Annotated in this window: 12 protein-coding genes; 4 read left to right on the forward strand and 8 right to left on the reverse strand. The window is 58.6% G+C overall.

The features are described 5' to 3' along the window. The first annotated feature begins 5 nt into the window (after nt 1-5). A complete protein-coding gene (locus MF6396_RS16565) occupies nt 6-5513 on the forward strand; it encodes a DEAD/DEAH box helicase (RefSeq protein ID WP_238596446.1) in 5508 nt (1835 codons plus the stop codon). Nucleotides 5514-6013: 500 nt separating this feature from the next. Here MF6396_RS16565 and MF6396_RS16570 read toward each other — a convergent pair whose 3' ends face one another. The 5 genes from MF6396_RS16570 to MF6396_RS16590 form a co-directional block, all read right to left on the reverse strand. Next, entirely contained in the window at nt 6014-9781 is a 3768-nt protein-coding gene (locus MF6396_RS16570) for a hypothetical protein (RefSeq protein ID WP_153046096.1), read from the reverse strand. Between the two features lie 117 nt (nt 9782-9898). Then, nucleotides 9899-10510, reverse strand: coding sequence for a hypothetical protein (locus MF6396_RS16575; protein WP_078480965.1), 612 nt, complete (start codon nt 10508-10510; stop codon nt 9899-9901). A gap of 244 nt (nt 10511-10754) precedes the next feature. Continuing rightward, nucleotides 10755-11549: an SIR2 family protein gene (locus tag MF6396_RS16580; protein ID WP_078480966.1), complete on the reverse strand. Its 795-nt coding sequence runs from the start codon at nt 11547-11549 to the stop codon at nt 10755-10757. Then, nucleotides 11546-12106: a non-canonical purine NTP pyrophosphatase gene (locus MF6396_RS16585; protein ID WP_078480968.1), complete on the reverse strand. Its 561-nt coding sequence runs from the start codon at nt 12104-12106 to the stop codon at nt 11546-11548. The genes MF6396_RS16580 and MF6396_RS16585 overlap by 4 nt, the downstream gene beginning before the upstream one ends. Then, nucleotides 12103-13104, reverse strand: coding sequence for an adenosine deaminase (locus tag MF6396_RS16590; protein ID WP_238596447.1), 1002 nt, complete (start codon nt 13102-13104; stop codon nt 12103-12105). Before MF6396_RS16590 ends, MF6396_RS16585 begins: the two co-directional genes overlap by 4 nt. Before the next feature lie 736 nt (nt 13105-13840). Here MF6396_RS16590 and MF6396_RS16595 point away from each other — a divergent pair. After that, entirely contained in the window at nt 13841-14272 is a 432-nt protein-coding gene (locus MF6396_RS16595; RefSeq protein WP_078480969.1) for an N-acetyltransferase, read from the forward strand. Between the two features lie 53 nt (nt 14273-14325). Next, nucleotides 14326-14826 (forward strand): DUF4019 domain-containing protein, encoded by a 501-nt coding sequence (locus tag MF6396_RS16600; RefSeq protein ID WP_078480971.1) that lies wholly within the window; start codon nt 14326-14328, stop codon nt 14824-14826. 174 nt (nt 14827-15000) lie between these two features. On the opposite strand, the gene MF6396_RS16605 is transcribed toward MF6396_RS16600, so the two are convergent. The 3 genes from MF6396_RS16605 to ydiJ form a co-directional block, all read right to left on the reverse strand. Continuing rightward, nucleotides 15001-15405 (reverse strand): DUF2251 domain-containing protein, encoded by a 405-nt coding sequence (locus MF6396_RS16605; RefSeq protein WP_078480972.1) that lies wholly within the window; start codon nt 15403-15405, stop codon nt 15001-15003. Between the two features lie 78 nt (nt 15406-15483). Further along, entirely contained in the window at nt 15484-16203 is a 720-nt protein-coding gene (locus MF6396_RS16610) for a TraX family protein (protein ID WP_078480974.1), read from the reverse strand. Nucleotides 16204-16240: 37 nt separating this feature from the next. Next, nucleotides 16241-19279, reverse strand: coding sequence for a D-2-hydroxyglutarate dehydrogenase YdiJ (gene ydiJ, locus MF6396_RS16615; protein ID WP_078480975.1), 3039 nt, complete (start codon nt 19277-19279; stop codon nt 16241-16243). 159 nt (nt 19280-19438) lie between these two features. Between ydiJ and MF6396_RS16620 the strand changes: the two genes are divergently transcribed. Continuing rightward, the gene (locus MF6396_RS16620) at nt 19439-20335 is read left to right on the forward strand and encodes a LysR substrate-binding domain-containing protein (protein ID WP_078480977.1); all 897 of its coding nucleotides are present in this window, start codon (nt 19439-19441) and stop codon (nt 20333-20335) included. Nucleotides 20336-20440 lie beyond the last annotated feature (105 nt).

Consider the following 20440-nt stretch of genomic DNA (forward strand, 5'->3'; position numbering starts at 1 on the left):
TTTCGATGAATGAAGCATCGGGTGTTCACGAGACAGCGAAAAGTTTGGCCGAAAGCCTTCGACAGTACATCGAAGCGCAATACCATATTCGTGATGAAGGGCTCGTCCGAGAGCGTCATGCTCTGCTGCTGCGCCCTGAAACTATTGTCCAGACGCCCTATGTGGAAGCGACGGCAGTCTACAAAGTAGGCGATCCGTTCGCGCAACTCGCCATTCCGAAGATTGCCTCCGATACGCTCACCCAGTTGTCGCACATGGGACTCGGGCTATACCCGCGTCCCTACGAGCACCAATCGCAAGCGCTTACTGCGTTTTTAGGTGCCGAGACTGCGGACCTGGTGGTTGCAACGGGTACCGGCTCCGGCAAAACCGAAAGTTTCCTTATGCCGATCATTGGTCAATTGGCGATCGAGGGGCAGGAGCGGCCTCAGTCAGCGCAGTTGCCGGGTTGCCGGGCCCTGTTGCTCTACCCCATGAACGCCTTGGTCAATGATCAATTGGCGCGGATCCGTCGCCTCATTGGCAATACTGAAGCTTCGTCGATATTGACGCAAAACCGTTCACAGCCGATCCGTTTCGGTAGCTATACCGGGCGCACTCCATACCCGGGTGAGCGCTCCAAAAAGCGCGACGAGCGCTTTATCGAGCCATTGTTTGAAGAGTTCTATAACAAAGTGGCCGTGAAGCCTGCAGTGAAAGACGAACTGGTCAGGATCGGACGTTGGCCGAGCAAGGATCTGGAGGGGTTTTATGGCGCCACGGCCATTGAGACCAAAACCTACTCCTCAGGCAAGAAGAAGGGCGAGAATTTCACCAAAAAGCATTGGAACGGCCGACTTCAGACTCAGTCAACTGACCGCGAGATGATGACGCGCCATGAAATGCAGGCGCGCTGTCCCGAGCTGTTGATCACTAACTACTCCATGCTCGAATACATGCTCATGCGACCGATTGAGCGCGATATATTCGATCAGACGAAGGCTTGGCTCAAAGCGGACCCGCGCAACGAGTTTATCCTGGTTCTGGACGAGGCCCATATGTACAGGGGGGCCGGTGGAGCCGAGGTGGCTCTGTTGATCCGGCGCCTCTGCGCGCGACTCGACATTCCCCGAGAACGCATGCGCTGCATCATGACCAGTGCGAGTCTGGGCCCTGCAGAGACCGCCGCAGTCGATGGCGAGCGTTTTGCGCGGGATTTGACGGGGCTGGCCGACACATCGCCGAGACGCGTCAGGGTGATCCAGGGAACTCCAGAGCAACGTTGTGTAGCACAGGCAGCGCCAGTGGCACAGCTCGAAGCATTGGCCGATTTCAATCTGGCCGATTTTCAACGCTCGGCCGAGGACCTACACGCAGCGACTGAAGCGGCAGCGCAGTTCGCCCATCGGCTTGGCTGGAGCCAACCGCCGCACGGGGATCATGCTGCGTTTCGCAACTGGTTGTTCGAGCATCTCACGGGGTTTGAACCGCTGGAGAACTTGATCACCGCAGTATCGGGCCGTGCGGTTAGACTAGACGATCTGAGTCATCAGCTGTTTGGCGAACACCCCTCGGTCGATGCGGAAAAAGCCACCGACGCGCTCTTGGCACTGGGTAGCTACGCGCAGCGGAGCACGGATGGCCGCGTGTTGCTGCCGACACGCCTGCACCTCTTCCATCGCGGATTGCCAGGCTTGTTCGCGTGCGTGAATCCTGCCTGCTCCCAGCGCTTAGGTCATCATGACGGGCCCACCATCTTGGGCCGTCTGCATACCAAACCGTCAACCCAGTGTGGCTGCGAGGCCAACGGCCGCGTGTATGAACTGCTCACGCATCGTGACTGTGGAGCCGCTTTTCTACGTGGCTTCGTAAACGAGGATCAGGACTTCGTTTGGCACCAGCCCAGCGGCCCGTTGTCCGACGGCGCGGTTGCAACGCTGATGCCGATCGAGTTGTGCGTCGAGGACGCCACCCATCCTCGCAGTCGACATATCGAGAAGTGGCTACATATGGCCAGTGGCAAACTCTTAACTGAACAACCGAGCGACGAAACCGGGTTCCGCAGGGTCCGAGTGCCGGACAAGGCAGCAGAAGCTGGCAATCTGACTTTCGATCACTGCCCGGTCTGTACCCGTAAGATCAAAACTGCCAAAGATGCGCCATCAAAAATCATGGATCATCTTACCAAGGGTGAGGCGCCGTTCACTGCGCTCGTCCGGACGCAAATGGCGAAACAACCCGCCAGTCGAGCCAAAGATAAACGGCACCCGAACGCCGGTCGCAAGGTGCTGATTTTCTCAGATGGTCGGCAAAAGGCCGCTCGGCTAGCACGTGATATCCCACGTGATATCGAACTCGACGTGTTTCGACAGGCTGTCGCATTGGCTTGTCACAAGCTCAAGGGTTTAGGAAAGGCCGCCAAACCTACGGGCTTACTCTACCTAGCCTTCCTCTCCGTGTTGACCGACCACGACCTACCGATATTCGATGGCGGAGATTCGAGAAGAGTCGAGAATGCACGCAAATTGTTTGATGACAATTATGATTCCGACCTCGCCGAAGCCATTGGAGAAAGCTTTACGCCACAGGAGCTACCGGCGCGCTACCAGATTGCCCTTCTGAAACTTCTTTGTGGCAACTATTACTCACTGACGGGGACCATGGTTGGCTTCGTAGAGCCAACCGCCCAGAAATTGCGAAAGCTTATCCAGCACTTGTCGACGGCCGGGGTCGTGATCAGCGATGGGAATCTCCGTGAATTGGCGGTAGGGTGGATTGACTCCATGTTGCAGGAGTATGCCTTCGACAAATCCATTGAACCGGTCTACCGCTGGAAAGCAGCTGGTTATGCCAACTCGGCTTGGGGCAGCAACGGTCAGTTCGGAAAACCTCTGAAGGAGAGCCTGGCCGCCCATTTCGGCTGGTCAAGTGAGACTGTGCAGCGGGTTGAAGCGATCTTCAGAGATCAATTGGCGGAAGAATGCGAAGGTGCCTGGTTCCTGGTGCCTGACTCTTTAGCTGTTGTTGTCGACTTAGCCCACTGTTGGGCGCAATGCGCTGACTGCACTGCGCTGATGCCCTTCGCCTTGGCGGGCAAGGTTTGTCTGGCGTGCGGCAGCGACGCGGCGTCATCCCTCGATCCGAAGAACAGCGACTATGTTACAGCGCGTAAAAACTTCTGGCGGCTTCCAGTGGCCAGAGCCCTAGCGCCAGGCGCAGAGCTGTCCAACATGAGCGTCGAAGAACATACCGCACAATTGTCGAACCGTGACCGTAGCCGAGTACATGCGACTACAGAGCTCTATGAGATGCGGTTCCAGGACGTGCTGATTGAAGATCGAGATCGCCCGATTGACGTACTCAGTTGTACAACAACTATGGAGGTAGGCGTCGACATCGGCTCGCTGGTCGCCGTAGCACTGCGAAACGTTCCTCCGCAGCGGGAAAACTACCAACAGCGCGCCGGGCGGGCAGGGCGCCGTGGTTCGTCGGTTTCAACCGTAGTCACCTACTCACAGAATGGTCCGCATGACAGCCACTACTTCTTGAACCCGGAACGTATCGTGGCCGGCCCGCCTCGTACACCGGAGGTCAAGATCGATAATGCGAAAATCGCCCGCCGACATATTCACGCGTACCTGATCCAGACTTTTTTCCATGAATTCATGGCGCAATGCACCGATGCGGCGACCGACAAAACCGCGTCACTGCTCAAAGCACTGGGACCGACTGAAGATTTCTTCTGCGGCAGCGAGCAAACCGGCCCCACTTTGAAGAGCTTCGAAGCTTGGGTGGCACGCCGGGTGCTGGTCCCTGACGGCGATCTGCGCGAGTCCATTGTCGCTTGGCTACCGCCGGGGTTGGATACCCGCGGGCTTTCGTTGATGGAATGGCTGGCTAATACCAGCAAGGCCTTGCTTGTGGAGCTCAAGGAGCTGGGTACAACCATTGAGGCGACTATGACGCAAGAGGTTCTCGCCGAGCAAGACAATGAGGATGGCGAAAATCTCCCAGCCAGTGTCGAACAGGCGGAACTTTTGGAGTTCCTGTTCTTTCACGGATTGCTCCCAAGCTACGCGTTCCCGACCAGCCTTTGCAGCTTTCTCGTTGAAAAATTCAGCAAAAACACACGCGATGGTTGGGAAGTTCGCACGGTGCAACGCCCGCAACAGTCGATCACCAAAGCGCTGAGTGAGTACGCCCCTGGGCGCCTCATCGTGATTGACAAGAAGACCTATCGCTCAGGCGGTGTCTTTGCAGATCTACCAGCGGGTGTGGTAAATCGCGCCGGGCCTCTCTTCGAGAACAAAAAACCGCATACGCACTGTAAAGCGTGCTCATTTGTGCGCGACCCCAATCGTTCAGCTAAAGAGCCGATGACCTGTCCCGTCTGCGGCCAACAGTTGGTGACTGAGCAAATGATCGTGCCACAGGTGTTCGGGCCGGAGGGCGCTGATGATTTGCCGGAAAATGACCGTGAGCAGGAAATCACCTACGCGACGATGGCTCAGTTGCCGCAACCTGTCGATCCGGAAGTTTTCAGTTTTTCTGCCTGCGGCCCGTATGCAAGCTTCACCCATGCCATCGACCGCACGCTCGTCACCGTCAACCGAGGTAAGGAAGGCACAGGGGAAGGGGGCTTTTCAGTCTGTATGGAATGCGGCCATGCTTCGGTCTTTGATCAAGAAGCGAACTCGGGGCCACATGACCGACCCTACAAGCCACTAGGTCCAAAAGGAACGCCAAAAAGGTGCTCTGGCCAGTTCGCACGCGTATTATTAGGCCATCACTTCGACACAGACCTTCTGCTATTACGCCTCAAAGTCGCGGAGCCTATCGTGACCGATACGGTCAACGGGGTTGTGTTGCATATTCTCGAAGATGCTTTGCATTCTCTAGCCGAGGCCTTACGGCTAGCGGCCAGTCGGCATCGGCAATTGGATCTGGATCCTGCTGAATTTGGCTCTGGCTTTAGGATTGAGCCTGCGTTGCAGGATGGTGCCCGTATTCTGGATGTATTTTTGTACGACATGTTGTCAGGGGGCGCAGGGTATGCAGAGATTGTAGCGCGGCACATGGATGAGGTTTTGGACGCGACTCTTGAACTGTTGGAAAACTGCTCGTGCGAATCCTCTTGCACAGAATGCCTTAACCACTTCCACAACCAACACCTCCAACACCGCCTAGATCGGCAACTGGGCGCCATGCTCTTGCGTTACGCTGTAAGAGGAGAGGTTCCGGCGTGTTCATCGGCCACCAACCAGTTGGTAAAACTGGCTCAGCTTCGAGCAAGCCTTGAGTTAGCGGGATATTCCTGCAGGGTGGGACAGACTGCATCTGCGCCTTTGCTAGTCGAACGGCAGGGTAGAACGGTTGCAGTGAGCTGCTACCCAGGGCTTATCGATAGCGCAGAGCGTCAGCAACCCACCGCCGGCATAGCAGGCGCTCACGCGGTGATTGGACTGAACGACTACCTGCTACGCTCGGATCTCGTGACCGCTCAGTTGAAAATTCAAGGGCTTTTCAAAGCTTAGTTTCGGAGCTTGGCTACCCGGTCAGTGATCCCTTGCGTATCTGACCGGGTCTCTTTGAGGGGGGGACTGCCGAAGGAGTCGAGTCTGACGTCGCCCTGCGAGCAGAGACTCTCCTTGGCAGTACGTCCATCAGAAACTGGCAACTGAGCTCGGGATAGCGATCACATAACACAGGGATAAGCCTGCGAGAGGGTCAAGTAGAACCGAGGGCGCAACCGGCCAAAAACATGGTGATATTGGCGGATTTACTTGCTCTGAATCACGTCCCAGGGCTACCTGGGACGTGGAGGTTGGTTCAGCCATTCGGGTAAACGCTTGTTTGCTATAGGAATGCGTCGCCGCGTTGGGGGGCGACCCCAAACGTAGCTACCAGAAGAGAAACGGCTGAAAGCCAATGCTCGTGTTGCCACTTCCATAGGCGAAGATCGTATTAGAGCTTATCGCAAGAAAGCCAGGCGCTTAAAAGCCGCCTGGCTTTCCTATTGATGACCTAAGCGAATTCAGTCGTGCGGTGCCGGGCTACGCATGTTCAGCAACAGGTGGTACACCGTGATGGACGCACCACCTCTGGTGCGAAAATCACGCATCACCCATAGATTGCTATTCGGCTGAGGCACCACGCTGGGCGTGGCATCAACAGATCGTTGGAAGCCGAAATACTCCAACCTGCCTACCAACTCGGCATAACCCCGAGTCAACGCTGTAAAGTCGCTCACGTCGCAGTAGGCTACGATGAACACCGGGCTCAGACACTCCTGATCATAACGGGCAACTTTGTTCAGGTGATCACGGATGACCGTCAAATCAAGGCTGAACAGGCGGAACGCCTCCACGATGGCCAGTCGTCGGTTCTTGCCATCGGTAATCACCCCATCTGCTTCGCCAGGGGACATTCCTGACCCAGACTCCCCCGCACGCTTTTGATCTCTCATGCCAATGCGGGCTTCCGCCATGCGCTTGTCAAACAGCGAAGTGAACCAATCGTTGATCAGGTCTTCATGGGTGATCCGACGATTAACTAGTGTGGAAGAGGGCGGCGCGTGCCACTGCAGATTCTTTTTGCGCAGGAGCAGTTCGCCGGCAACTTCTAGCACGCATTGCGCCAGAAACGTCTCGGTGCTGAGACCATTGCCCACCACTTCGACGTACTGTTGGAAATCCAACGCCAGTAGTTGCTGGTAGTCCCCCGCGAGCTGAGCCACGGTCCTACGTGAGTCGTGGGTCATCAATTGCATCATTTGACTCAGCGTAACCTGGGGTGGCGCTGCATTGGCCAACTCATCCATGAGCTGGGCGAAGCTGCCTGACTGAAGCGCCTGCGGGTTCAGTTCTCGGTAGCGGGTCGCTAGGTGCTGCGCGACCAGTACGTCGCCACGGCCAATGAGTGCTCGGCAATAGGGCCGAAGAATTTCCAACTGTGTGTGTTGGTGTTCTGAGAGCTGAGTCCAGAACGCATCAAGCTTAGGTGTATCGCCAAGCAGCGCGTAGGCCTCCAGTACGGTTGCCGCCCAGGCAGCACTCATGTCCGGTGGACGCAGATGGGCAATGCTGGCCAGGCAACTGCGCAGGGCCTGATTCAGTGTTACGCGATCGCTATCCTGACGGTAGATGTCGATTCGGCTTTGCAACAGGAGCAAACCGTGCGTGGCGTCTTGGGTTCTGCTGAAGAGCTCCGCCATGCTTCGCGCGCACCGACCGACATCGCTGTCGCGATACGCCGCTGCGATGATGTATTGGCGGAAATTTTGGCAGTCCTGGTGCAGTTTTCGCTCCGTCTCAGCGTCAGACACGGCCCTTAGTTCGTGTGGGACTTCCAGCGCTGCAGCCTTCTCGGCATAGGTAGCAGGCGCATGGCGCCATTGCTCCATCAACATGAGTAACTGCCATTTGAACTGGTAATTAGCCCAAGCCTTTTGGCTTTGAACGATCAACGGATTGCGCGTTTGGACAAATCGTTCGGCGCCGATGAAATTCTTCGCCGCCTGAATCAAGGTGCCGCCCAGTGCCAGTTCGCCTGAGTTCACCGCTGAGATAAAAGCTTCCTCGAGTGCCGTCAGGCCCATCTCTTCGGTTCGCGCGCCGTGGCGTTGTGCGATGGCCTGCTTCAATTGTTGTTGACGATGGAGCAGGGCGCAGTTTTCCACCAAGGTGAACAGCATATCCAGGGGGACCTGAGGTAGGCAGCGTTCTTGGAAGTCCGCAAAAAGCCCATCGGAAAAATGCCCGACATAGCGGCTAAACTGATCCCATACGCGGTCCCGTTCGCTCTGCAGTCCGGGGTGGAACAGCCAGAGCGTTCCCTCGCCTTGACCAAAGCCGAGCTCAATAACGATGCTGGCCACCCGGTGCATGACCCGCTGATGATCTTGCTCGCTGAGCTGGGGTGGTTGCATGGTCATTAATACCTGCAAGTACTGGCGTATCGCCCGGCCTACAGCAAAGCTATTGGCATCGGCAGAACTCAGGTGCGCGAGCCAGGAATGATGTTCATGAGAAAGACTGAGCCAGCGCGTCAGTCCCCCCTCTTCGGTGGTGCGCACCCAAGGCAGAAGCACATAGCAGTCCTCGGGTTCCAGTGTGCGGCTGGCCGTTGCAATGCTGTTCAAAAACTCGCTGGCATATGCTTCCAGGATCGCCGACCGTAACGCCGTCCTCGACGTGAGGGCAGTACTCAGGGCCATCTGCTCCAACCGTTCTAGCAGCCAGAAAGCGATCAGGTACTTTTGCGGTTCAGCGGTTCTGTGGGACGCACAAGTTGCACTGGTGTGTAGCGAACCGGTGAACGCGTGACTGAGTTGCACGATCTGGCTTTCACTCAAGCCCTGGAGAAATGTGATCAGGAGTCGATATTCTGCTCGACTGGCAAAGGCGCTGATGGACCAATTGCATCTGCAGGCTAGATATTCAACCATCAGGCGCAGGCGTTCGCCGGCTTCGACCTCCAGCGCGATGGTGCGTCGGTACTCGCTGCAGAGGATTTGGTAATAGCCGCTGTCTAGGCTTTGCGCAACATCCCCCTCGATTGACTGCCGTTGGTGGTGCGAGTGATTTGCCAGAAAATACAGCGCCGCATCGCACGTCTCCGGTTTGGATAGAAGCAGCAACAGATAGGCCTTATTCCTGCTGAACTGCGGTAATGCCACCCATGCGAGGTACTTGAGAACTGGGCGTGATCGCGCCAGTTCCAGCAAACGCTCCGCGAAGCCCGTGGTGATCAATGCCGCGCCCTCCAGCCGCACCGTTTCATCAATGACCGTGAGCACGAGGCCCAGGTGAAAAAGCGGCATCCCGCGTCTGACGTGGCGGAGACGCTCACACGCCGCTACGAATTGCAGGGGCGAGGCATCGCAGGCGAACGCCGCTGGGTACTCTGCGGCTAGGGAGCTAAAGGTGGTGGCGGCTTGCGGGACTACGCAACGCGAGGTAGTGCGCACGCCTTCGGCGTCCACATGGATCTCAACACGCTCCTGAACCGGCCTAAGCAGCTGGGAGAGGCGGTCTTCGTTACACGTTTGACGTTGCAAGGTGGCCAGCGGTGCTGCGAGTGCGCGATCCGTTGCCAGGTGCTCGGTCAGTTGCTCGATGAACACCTGCCGCTCATCCACCGGCAGGTAGGCAACGTCGATCGACTGAACCCAATCCCGGCCAACGCACTGGCATTCCAGCCAGCGTTTGAACGCTTGTGGCGGTTCCATCTGGCTACGCAGCAGCAACCATAGCTGAGTACTTGCTGCCACTGGCAATCGACTGTCGCGGACTGGCCACCGACAGCCATCTGCATGATGTTCGAGATTTTTGAGCCATGCAGTGGCAGTTCGCTCTCCAAAAGAGGGCGTCAGTAATTGCAAGGCTTGATCGAATGGCAGGCTGTACTGCGGTTGCGCAAAGCCTGCATTGCCAGTGCGGATGTCACGTAGGATCCGCAGCACTTCGAGCATGGGCTGCAGCGTGAGGTCGAGCGCCTGTGCATCTTTGATCCAATCGCAATGGACGGAACACCAATCACCGTAAAACGCGATCAACCCCAACTCTTCCAACTGATCAATCGATACGTCCACGCGGACCCAGCGGTAGGTCCCGTCTTGCATGGGCCAAGCTTGCTCGCCTGCCAACAACGCTTTGACACTGTCGCGACCGAGATTCGGGGTCGTGAGCGTGGCATGGGCGAGGAAGTGACCGAGCATTTGCGCACTTGTATGCTCATTGTAGTCACGCGCAACCGCGCTCTGATGCGTCGCAGTGACTTCCGCCACCAGAGTGGCGAGCAACCGCCAATTGTCCGAGTAGTTTCGCATCTTCGCCGTGGTAACTCGTAGCAACGTAGTGGACGGCGCGTTCGCGGCGGGAGGGGCCTGAGTGCGCCGTGATGAGCCAGAAGATGTCGACTAGACAGCCGCCACTGCGTATTGCTGCAGCACGCGCGAGACGTGAAGGTCGGCCAATCGGTAAATCTCGGCCAGTTCGAGGTTGTAAGCCCGGCTTACGTCTTCGAATGATGGCGACGCGCCGGCGTCAAGCGTAGAGCGGCGCAGGCGACTTTTGACCCGGTCATAAATTTTGCTCAACACCCGATCAGCGTCGATATAGTTCATCAAACCGGTCAGCTTCTGAGGATCGGAGAACGTTCCGGCCACCTCGATCATCGAGCGGTATTTAGACATGTCCACTGTGAAGGCAGGTTCGGTGTAGAAGTAGTGGATGCATGCTTCCCGAACGCGTTCATGCTGGGCGTAGGATTGATCTTGAGCAAACATGCGCTCATGCTCGGCTTCATTCTGCAGCGCGAGCACCCGCTCGACTTGCATTTCCACCTTGGAGGCCAACGCTAAAAGCTCCAGGTCATCGTGCTCAAAAGCTACATGTTTGACGAACGACGCTACGCCCAGCAACTTGTAATCGAGGAAAAAGTCTTCATCGCCCAGGTCTGACTCAGGGTCGGATTGACGTTCGAACTGACGGGCCCAGGCCTGCATCTGCGTCATGATGGTGGTGCGCATCTGGTTATCCTTAACAGTAGGTCGATTGGCTGGCTGACCTGCATCAGGCGCGAGTTTGATACCAGGCGCGCCTCATGCAGCGAGTAATGATAGCTTTTAGCCATGCATGTTCGAAAGACTGGAGTCGACCTGCGCCGCTATTCGACCGTTACAGACGCTCCGAAGCGCATGGAGTGAAGCTGCGAGGGCGCCGGTAGGCGAGGGCGCGCGGTACCGTTTCTGGATCCGTGCGCTTTCCGCCAACCTAGCTGATCAATTGCTCAAGAAAGTCGGTGAGCGCTTTTTTTGAATCGTCTTCTTCTGACGTGATCATCTCGATACCCCAATGTCCCAGCAGTTCCTCGGCAACCGGGTTGGGACGATTGGTGAAGAAATAAGATTTGGGCCTGGCAGATGCCAGAGCTGAGCTGTTCCACAGCTGGGTCATGCGATAAAACAGAAGGCGAATATTGAAGTCGCTGAGACTGTAGCCAATGAACAACACTGAATTACCGAGCACGTCATGACTGAGCTTGAGATCCAGCGGGGAGTCGTAGTTTAGGCGCTGGAAGTAGCTGGTTTCCCCGAGCACGATTGAGGTATCGTCGTCGAAATCGCCATGGAACTTGATGATCTGCCGGCGCCCGTCCGAAGTGGTGGCAAGGTCTGCCACGCTGGCAATTTTATCGTGGGGCACATCGAAGGCGATATGAGCCATTTCCAACCAGCGGTCATAGTTGGTGGTGTAGATGCGCGGGAATTGGCCTTGGGCGATCAGTCGATGGATCTCAGACTGGGTGACATCGGTGGTGGATTTGTGCCATTCGCGATCCATCCAGCTGCGCAGTGGCCCAAGACTGCCTTTTTTGCGCTTGTAGTACTCCGCTAGGGCTAACGGAGTTCCGTAGGTGGCAAAGACTTTGGGGTCGTAGCCCAGATCCCTCGCAATATGGGCGATCAGTTCGTCCCACGTGGGTAGATTGAGATTCGCGGATACACCAGCCCCGACGAAAAGCAACAATTTGTTGGTCCGATAGGCATGCAACAGTTCGGCAGTCATCGCGGGATTCTCGCGTTTTTCAAATGGGCAGCGAACTGATCCAGGGCTTTGCGGCGCATGGAAATTGCGTCTTTGGCCGGTCCCATTTCTGCGAAGGTATCGGTGTAACCCTCCGGCACGAACACGCAGTCCCATTGAAAGCCCCGAGGACCTGCTGGTATCCGCGGAACCGTGCCATCGATAGCGCCTTCGAACAGGTGGGTTTCGCGCCCGTCACAGTAGCCCAATACAGTCTTGGCGGTGACGGCGGCCTCACCTAGTCCCTCCACCAGAGCGGCGAAACGATCGGCTTCCAGCCGATCCCAGAAGATCTGGGTCAGTCCAGCCGGCAGACCGTTCAGGCCCTTCAGATAAAGGCCGGTATGTTCGACAAACAGGGGACGGCCAATTACCTGGAACGCCTTGATCAGCTTGTCCCTCACCAAGCGCTCGACATCTTCGGTTTGCAATTCCTCAATCTTCCTCGCCACAGGGACGACGTCGACGCCAACCGGTGCGAGGATGCGTTGCACTTCGGCAATCTTGAACTCATTACCCGACAGGAATCGTATCTTCAACTCAGGTCCTCTATGAAGGAGTAGCGTTTGGCAATATCGAACTGCTGGATCAGTTGCTCCACGGTAAGTCCCTCAGTCATCGCAGCCGCATGATCATCAGCCAGACCACGTTGATGAATGGCCGGATTGTCTGAGCAAATGACAAAAGGCACGCCTCTTCGGCTAAACTCCATCAGTGGGTGAGCCTGGTCGGCAGAGACGGCACCTGTCAGCCGGTTGCTGATCGGGCAGACTTCGACACAGATGTCACGCTCCGCCAGCAAGTCCAGTAAAGCCGGGGATTGGCTCGCCGCCGTGCCATGACCAATGCGGTCGGCGGCGAATGATTCAACGGCGACTCCCACGTTCTCGCCCCGTCCAGTTTCCCCAGCATGAATGGTGACACCCAGCCCAAAACGGTGCTTGGCCTCTCGAAACATCATGGGTAGTTCTTCGGGGTAGGGAATATTCTCATCGCCTGCAAGATCAAGCCCCACTATGTCGGCAGGCTCACCTACATCTTGGTAGGCCTGAAGCAAGGTGGCCAGTGCTACCGCAGCGTAGTCACCTCGGGTTACCGTGAGGATTAGTCCTCTCCTTATGCGGTGTCGGTCAGCAGCAATGCGGGTGGACTCAATGAGCCGTGCCAAGGCATCGGCTGGTGAGCAGCCTTGAAGAGTCGCCAGGTACAGGAGACTGCTGCGCAACTCAACAAAACGCACGCCGTTCCCGGTCAAGCTGGCAACAATGGCTTGGCAAATGCGATCGAGATTGTCACGCTTTTTCGGCAGCAGGCGCAGTATCTGCCAAGGTCGCAGGTACGACGCCAGGGAGGTGCAAGGAGACGTGCGCAGCAGGTCGCGCTCTAGCAAAAAGCCGGACGGCAGCTCGGTGCCTTCGTCGCTCAGGACCTCTAGGAGTGTGGCAGCTGGAATCGCGCCATTCATGTGGACATGCAACTCGCCGCGGTCACTGTCGCGCTCAACCGCCAAGAGTGAGCTAGAGGAACGATGGTTCACGCGTGGCGTTTCCTGAGAGGATTGGTCGATAGGCAACTGACCGCATGTTAAATCCAGACCCCATCAGCACACCAGCATAGGGCGAGATGCGCTGAAAGAGTGCTCAGCGCTGTCTTGAAACGCTCCCGCTTGCCTGGACGCCGCGGGGCTGAGCGCCAACGGGGGCGAGGAGAGGGTTAACGCTGCTTGGCGTTTCGAATGGGGCCAGACAGAATTGTGCCGCCTTAAGCGTTGAACCACCGAAATCCATTGAAGAATCTCGTGCCAACTCTGGCCTAAAAAATGAAGCCCGCCATGGTAGGCGGGCTATCGAATGTCTCCAAGGGGAGGCTTATCGCCAACAAGTCTCGGAGCAAGCATGCTTACGGTACACAATAAACAGTCCAGTGTCGCTGGCAGCTCAGCATGGCGGCGCCCGCAATTCCCATACGCAAGCCAGAAGCAACACGCTCACACGAACTAAAAATTTCCAAATATCCGGCGCGTCTGATTTTGCATTTTCAGTTTTTAGCTTTTCGCATGTTTAGTTCTGAGCGCTGAAATTTGATCCATTCGTTCCACTCCTTTGAGCATTAAATGATTTAACATAATATACATTATGCGTACTATCGTATCATCCGCTCAAGACTACGCCAGGCCAGATTTCAACCCTGAGCCCCCCGTGCTTTCCCACCACGAATCGCTTTGCGGCATACTCACAAGCTTTGTACCGCTTGCACGCACTTCAAGGGACGACATGGTAAGAACATTTGAACCGCAAGACATGGAACGCGTCCTCGACATCTGGTTACGCGCTTCGATCAAGGCCCATGACTTTATCGACGCGTCGTATTGGCAATCCAATGTCGTGGCAATGCGCGAACTCTACATCCCTGCATCACAGACAATTGTCATCGAAGACCAATCCGCCGTTCAGGGTTTTTGCTCGTTGCTGGGCAACCAACTGGCGGCACTGTTCGTGGACCCTGACCAGCAAGGCCGTGGGCTGGGTCGTCAATTGCTCGAACACGTCAAATCGTTGCGCACCGAATTGAGCCTGGCGGTTTACAAGGAGAATTCACGCAGCATCGCTTTTTACCAGTCCCAGGGTTTTACAGTGATCAAGGAGCAGATTGATCCGCAGACAGGCCATGCCGAGTACCTGATGAGCTACAAGAGCCACCTTTAAACGTCTGGACGCCACATTCGTCCGTTGGACCCCTCAACCTTCGAGGTTTTTGCATGAAGCAATGTTTCGCCGTTCTAAGCAGCCTGTTACTGATTGCCGGTTGCGATGTTTCATTCAACACAAACGCCAGCGGTACACAGGCGTCCGCAGTCGTAGTCTCCGATCCAGGCTCTGCGCAACAGCAACGCCTGGTGGTCGATACCGCTGTGCAGTTCCTGATGTTGCTCGATGCCGGAAGAACCGACATGACCTGGGCCACAGCGGGCTCCGCGCTCAAGGCAACCACGACCGAGTCGAACTGGGTAAAAGGCATCGGGACGTTGCGCATGGGCCTGGGCGAGCTGAAGCAACGTGATCGAGCACAGATCACCTTCACCAAACAGCTGCCTGATGCGCCGCCTGGGCATTACGCTGCAGTTCAGACCCAATCGGCCTTTTCGAACCTCACCGTCACCGAGGCTGTGCTGCTGGTTGAAGAAAACGAACAGTGGCGCGTTGTCGGCTACAACCTCAGTAAAACCGTCGAAGTTGCTGCAAAAATGCGGCTCTTCTAGTAGCGTTCGTGAGGTTGGATTCGCAGCAGTTCAAGGGTGCCCCTGCTCCCCGCTAAACTAGCCTTTTCTTATAACTCAACTAAAGGACTATTTAGTTGAGTTATATTAAAATGTGGAAAGCAGCTGGTCACGCCTACCTGTACCCTGCCCCTTCCGGGTCAAATTGCTGCCTCATCAGGCAAACAATTTCAGCGCATCATCATTCCACTCATGGCCCTGCTCCGACCAGCCGTTACCCACAGGTGGTGGAAATGCGGTATGGCAATAGCCCTGCTTGCCCGTGAAATCAAACACGGCATGAGGGCGATCGTTGATCAGCAATACCGCCTTGCTATGGTCCATGGACCAGCCGACCTTCACTGTCGAAGGCTTTTGCCGATCAGTTACCTCGTCCACGTTGTAGATGTGCAACGCATCCTGGATCGGGTTCTCGGTAGCCGTGGTGTCAAGTGCATAGAAGTAGCCGGTCTCCTCGTCGTCCTCGAACACCACAACAAAGGCCCCCTCCTGTGCGGGCGCCTCGATTACAGTGGCTTGGCCTACGATGAGTTCCTGCTCTGCTGCGAGGTAGATGGGCATGCGAACGGTCCTTGTCACCGATTAAAAAGAAGGCGCGAATGATGCCTAGCCTTGCGTAGTGCTCGCAAGGCCCGGCACTCACATAAGTTTGCGTATGACCTGCAGCGCGCCAAGATGCACCGGGTAGAACCAGTACGCCCAATGGCGTACCGGCCAGATGCCGGTGGTGAGAGGCATGCGTAACAGCCACAGGCCGAACAGCGGTGCAAGGAACGCGGTGCCGAGTACCGCCAGTGAGTAGGCGTCCACTTCCATCGCCCTCGCCCACAAACTGCTGCGGGTATTGACCGCCACGCTGAGCAAGGCCGGCACCAGCCATACCGGCCCCGGCCGCTTGATGGCCAACAACAGGGCCGCCGGCAGCAGGCAGCCGAGAAATCCGTACATCAGCCGCTCGTCCAGCCAGGCGGCCGCGACAGCGGCGCCCACGGCCAAGGCAGCACTGAGCGTGTTGCGATGCTGAAAGCCCCAGGCAATCAGCAGCCCGAGGGTCAGGGTGAACATCACATTGAGGGTGCCCAGCGCACTGATGGGGCGGTACACCCCTTCGGATATCACGCTGAACACCAGCATCCAGCCCAGGTAGCGCGTGTTGCTTTGGCTGAGCAACTGGCCAGGGCGCGAACGCGCGACGTTGGCGGCGATCGCCAGGCAGAACAGCGGGAACGCCAGCCGTCCGGGTATGAACAGGGCGTGGGCGTCGGGCCACAACAGGCGCAGATGATCCAACAGCATGGTCAGCATGGCCAGCCACTTGATCAGGTCCAGCGGGATATCGCGCCGTGTCGCTACAGTCATGGCTCCTCGTTTGGGTCAATGGAAGGCCAGGCCATCATCACACTTGCCGGGCTACCCGCGCCAGCAACACCTCAAGCGGGTGCTGCAACCCCTGCCCCTCCTGGCGCTTGACCTGGCTGCGGCACGAATAACCATCGGCCAGCAACCGGCCACCCTGCCCATGCCGGGCCACGATCGGTTGCCAGGACTGCTGGTAGATGATCGCGGAGGTGGCCACGTTGCGGGTCTCGTGACCATAGGTACCGGACATCCCGCAGCAACCGCTCGCAAGCACCTGAAGCTTGAGCCCCATGCGTTCGAACACCTTCTGCCACAGCGCGATCGCCGCCGGCTCGTTGGTCTTTTCGGTGCAGTGCGGCAGGAACTGGTAGACCTCTTCGTCGACCACCGCTGCCGATTCGGGCAGCACCGACGCCAGCCACTCCTGTGGCAAGGCCACGGTCGGGGCACCGTCGTTGCCCAGGGTCTTGCGGTATTCCTGGCGATACACCAGGGTCATCGCCGGGTCCAGGCCCACCAGGGGTACGCCCGAGGCCTGCAACAGCAGCAGCGACTTGGCGTTGAACTGCGCAGCCTTGGCGAACGCCCCCAGAAAGCCCTGCACCTGCAACGGCTTGCCATTGGGTGCAAACGGTGCCAGGTACACCTGGTAGCCGAGGCGGCTGATCAGTTCCAGCCACTGGGCTGCCAGAGGCGTTTCGAAGAAACGGGTGAAGGCGTCCTGCACCAGGATCACGCTGCGCTTGCGCTGTTCGTCGGACAACGCGGCCAGCGCGCCCACACTTGCCTGCTTTACGTTCCAGCGCTTGCACTCGGCTTCGAAGTCATGGGTGCTCAACAGCGGGCTGTCGACCATGCCGGCCATGTGCTGCAGCGCGTAGCGCACCGGTGTGGCGGCCATGATCGCGTTGTACAGTCGCGGCAAGCGCGCCAGGTGCGGGATGCTGAACTCCAGCGAGCCGATCAGGTAGTCCTTCATCGGGCGCAGGTAACGACTGTGGTACAGCTCCAGAAAGCGCGAGCGAAACTCCGGTACGTTGACCTTGATAGGGCATTGCCCCGCGCACGACTTGCACGCCAGGCAACCGGACATCGCCTCGTACACCTCATGTGAGAAGTCCTTGCGCCCAACCAGGCGCGCCAGGGAGTTCCAGGTGCGCTGCGCTACACCGGTTACCCTGCCCGCTCCCGCCAGGTTCAGCACGTCCACCCCCGCCTCGCCCTGGCGGCGCAGCCATTCGCGAATCAGCGAGGCACGGCCCTTGGGCGAGTGGATGCGGTTGCGCGTGGCCTTCCACGACGGGCACATGGCGTCGTTGGGGTCGAAGTTGTAGCACGCGCCGTTGCCGTTGCAGTGCACGGCGCTTTCATAGTGTTGCCACACGCGCTCGTCGATGGTGCGGTCCAGGTCGCCGCGCAGGGTTACCGCGTCCACCTCGGTCAGGCGCGCCGTCGGCACGCTCGACGGGGTGGCGATCTTGCCGGGGTTGAGCTGGTTGAACGGGTCGAACGCGGCCTTGAGGTCCTGCAGCGCCGGGTACAGCTCACCGAAGAAGTCCGGCACGTACTGCGAGCGCAGGCCCTTGCCGTGCTCGCCCCACAGCAGGCCCCCGTACTTGTGGGTAAGCGCCGCGACGGCGTCGGAAATCGGCCGGATCAGCTGGGCCTGGGCCGGGTCCTTCATGTCCAGGATCGGCCGCACGTGCAGCACGCCGGCATCCACATGGCCGAACATGCCGTACTGCAGGCCGTGGCTGTCGAGCAAGGCGCGAAACTCGAAGATGTAGTCGGCAAGGTTCTCCGGCGGCACGGCGGTGTCTTCCACAAAGGGCTGCGGGCGTGCCTCGCCCTGCACGTTGCCCAGCAGACCGACCGAGCGCTTGCGCATGGTGTACACCTGGTTCACCGCCTGGGCACCCACCGCCAGGGTATGGCCCAGGCGCACCACCGAGGTGTCGCGCTGCAGGTGCTGGATGAAGGCGTCGACGGTTTGTTCCAGGGCATCCAGGTCGTCGCCGCTGAACTCGATCAGGTTGATGCCCAGGGTCTGGGTGTCGGGGTGCGGCGGGAAGTACTGGGCCACGCCGTGCCACACGATGTCCTTCATCGCCAGCATCAATACCTTGGAGTCCACCGTCTCGATTGACAGCGGGCTGTGCGCCATCAGCGCCTTGGCGTCGCGCAGTGCATCCATGAACGCGGCGTACTGCACGTTGACCAGGATCGAGTGTTTTGGAATCGGCAGCACATTGAGCCTGGCTTCGACGATGAAGCCCAGCGAGCCTTCCGAACCGCACAGCACGCTGTTGAGGTTGAAGCTGTCGGGGGTTTCGCGCAGGTGTGCCAGGTCGTAGCCGGTCAGGCAGCGGTTGAGCTTGGGAAAGATCGCCTCGATCAGCGCCGCCTTGTCGTCGGCAATGGCCTGGGCGCAGCGATAGACTTCGCCGACCTTGTCGGTACGGGCGGTACAGGCCTGCAACTGCGGGTTGTCGATCGGTGCGGTGTCCAGGCGAGCGCCACCCAGCAGCACGGTGCTCAGTTCGAGCACGTGGTCGCGGGTCTTGCCATAGGTGCAACTGCCCTGCCCGCTGGCATCGGTGTTGATCATGCCGCCCACGGTGGCACGGTTGGAGGTGGACAGTTCCGGCGCGAAGAACAGGCCGTGGGGCTTGAGCGCGGCGTTCAGCTGGTCCTTGACCACCCCGCTCTGCACCCGCACCCAGCGCTGCTCGACGTTGATCTCGAGGATGTTGTTCATGTGCCGCGACAGGTCGACGATGATCCCGTCGGTCAACGACTGGCCATTGGTACCGGTACCGCCGCCACGCGGCGTGAGCACCACCGAGCGATGCTGCGGCTGGGCGACCAGGCGTGCCAGCAACTCGACATCCTGCGCGTCACGGGGGAACACGGCCGCCTGGGGCAGGCGCTGGTAGATGGAGTTGTCGGTGGCCAGCACGGTACGCAGGCCCATGTCGCGCGCGACCTCGCCCCTGAAGCCCTCGCTCTGCAGTGCATCGAGAAAACGCTGGTAATGGCTGGCGGGGACACGGTCGGGGGCAAGCAGAGCAATCATGACAAGGGATCCTGAGGCGATATATGACGCAGCGTCACATTCAAAACACGTATGCTTGGCAGCCAGGCAAGGTCTGCCGCATGCTTTATGGGGCTATGTTCCCGTGTGCGGCGCGGGCCTACAACTGAATTTCGTGTGACTTTTGCATGAGCTTTATGAATGAATCCAAGACGACTCACCCCTTCCATGTCGGTGCTTATCGCGTTTGAGGCCTCGGCGCGCCATGGCAGCTTCACCAAGGCGGCCGAAGAACTGGCGCTGACCCAGAGTGCGGTCAGTCGCCAGGTGCAGGCGCTGGAGGCGCAACTGGAGGTGGCGCTGTTCAGCCGCGTGGGCCGGCATATCGAGCTCACCGCCGCCGGCGCCCTGTATCATCACGAGCTGGCCGCGGCCCTGGCCCGCATTCGCAACGCGACGCTGCAGACCATCGCCCACAAGGCCGGCGACGGGCCGCTGCACCTGGCGGTGCTGCCCACGTTCGGCTCCAAGTGGCTGCTGCCGCGCATGAATGACTTCTACCGCCGCCACCCCGGCGTGCTGGTGCACATGCATTCGCGCATTGCCCCGGCCGAGCAGGACAAGGATCAGATGCACGCCTTCATCAGTGTCGGCACCGGGCATTGGCCCGGCCATGTGGCGCATCGGCTGCTGTCCGAGACGCTGGTGGTGGTGGCCAGCCCTGGCGCCCTGCCCGGCTATGCCAGCCTGACGCCGGCGGACATCTCGCAGCAGGCTCTGCTAAGCGTGGTGTCACGCCCCCATGCCTGGGCCGACTGGTTCGAACAGAACGGCCTGCAGCACCGGGCCATGCGCATGGGGCCGGGCTTCGAGCTGACTGCCCACCTGATCCAGGCGGCGGTGGCCGGTATCGGCATCGGGCTGGTGCCACGCATTCTGGTGCAGGACGAGATCGCCAGCGGCGAGTTGGTGGCGTTGTTCGAACCGGTGGACAGCGGGCGTGGCTACTACCTCACCTACGCCACGCGCTATCAGCAGTTGCCAGCGCTGCAGGCGTTCACCCAGTGGCTGCTGTCGGTCGAGTTTCCCGACAGCTGAGCGACGTTACCGGCGCCATGTAGGAGCCGGCCTTGCCGGCGAAGGCACCGACGCCGTTGCCGCAAGGTGCGCGCTGCCCCTTCGCTGGCATGGCCAGCGCCTACC

The organism is Pseudomonas sp. MF6396 (genome assembly GCF_002018915.1).
GTDB lineage: Bacteria > Pseudomonadota > Gammaproteobacteria > Pseudomonadales > Pseudomonadaceae > Aquipseudomonas > Aquipseudomonas palmensis.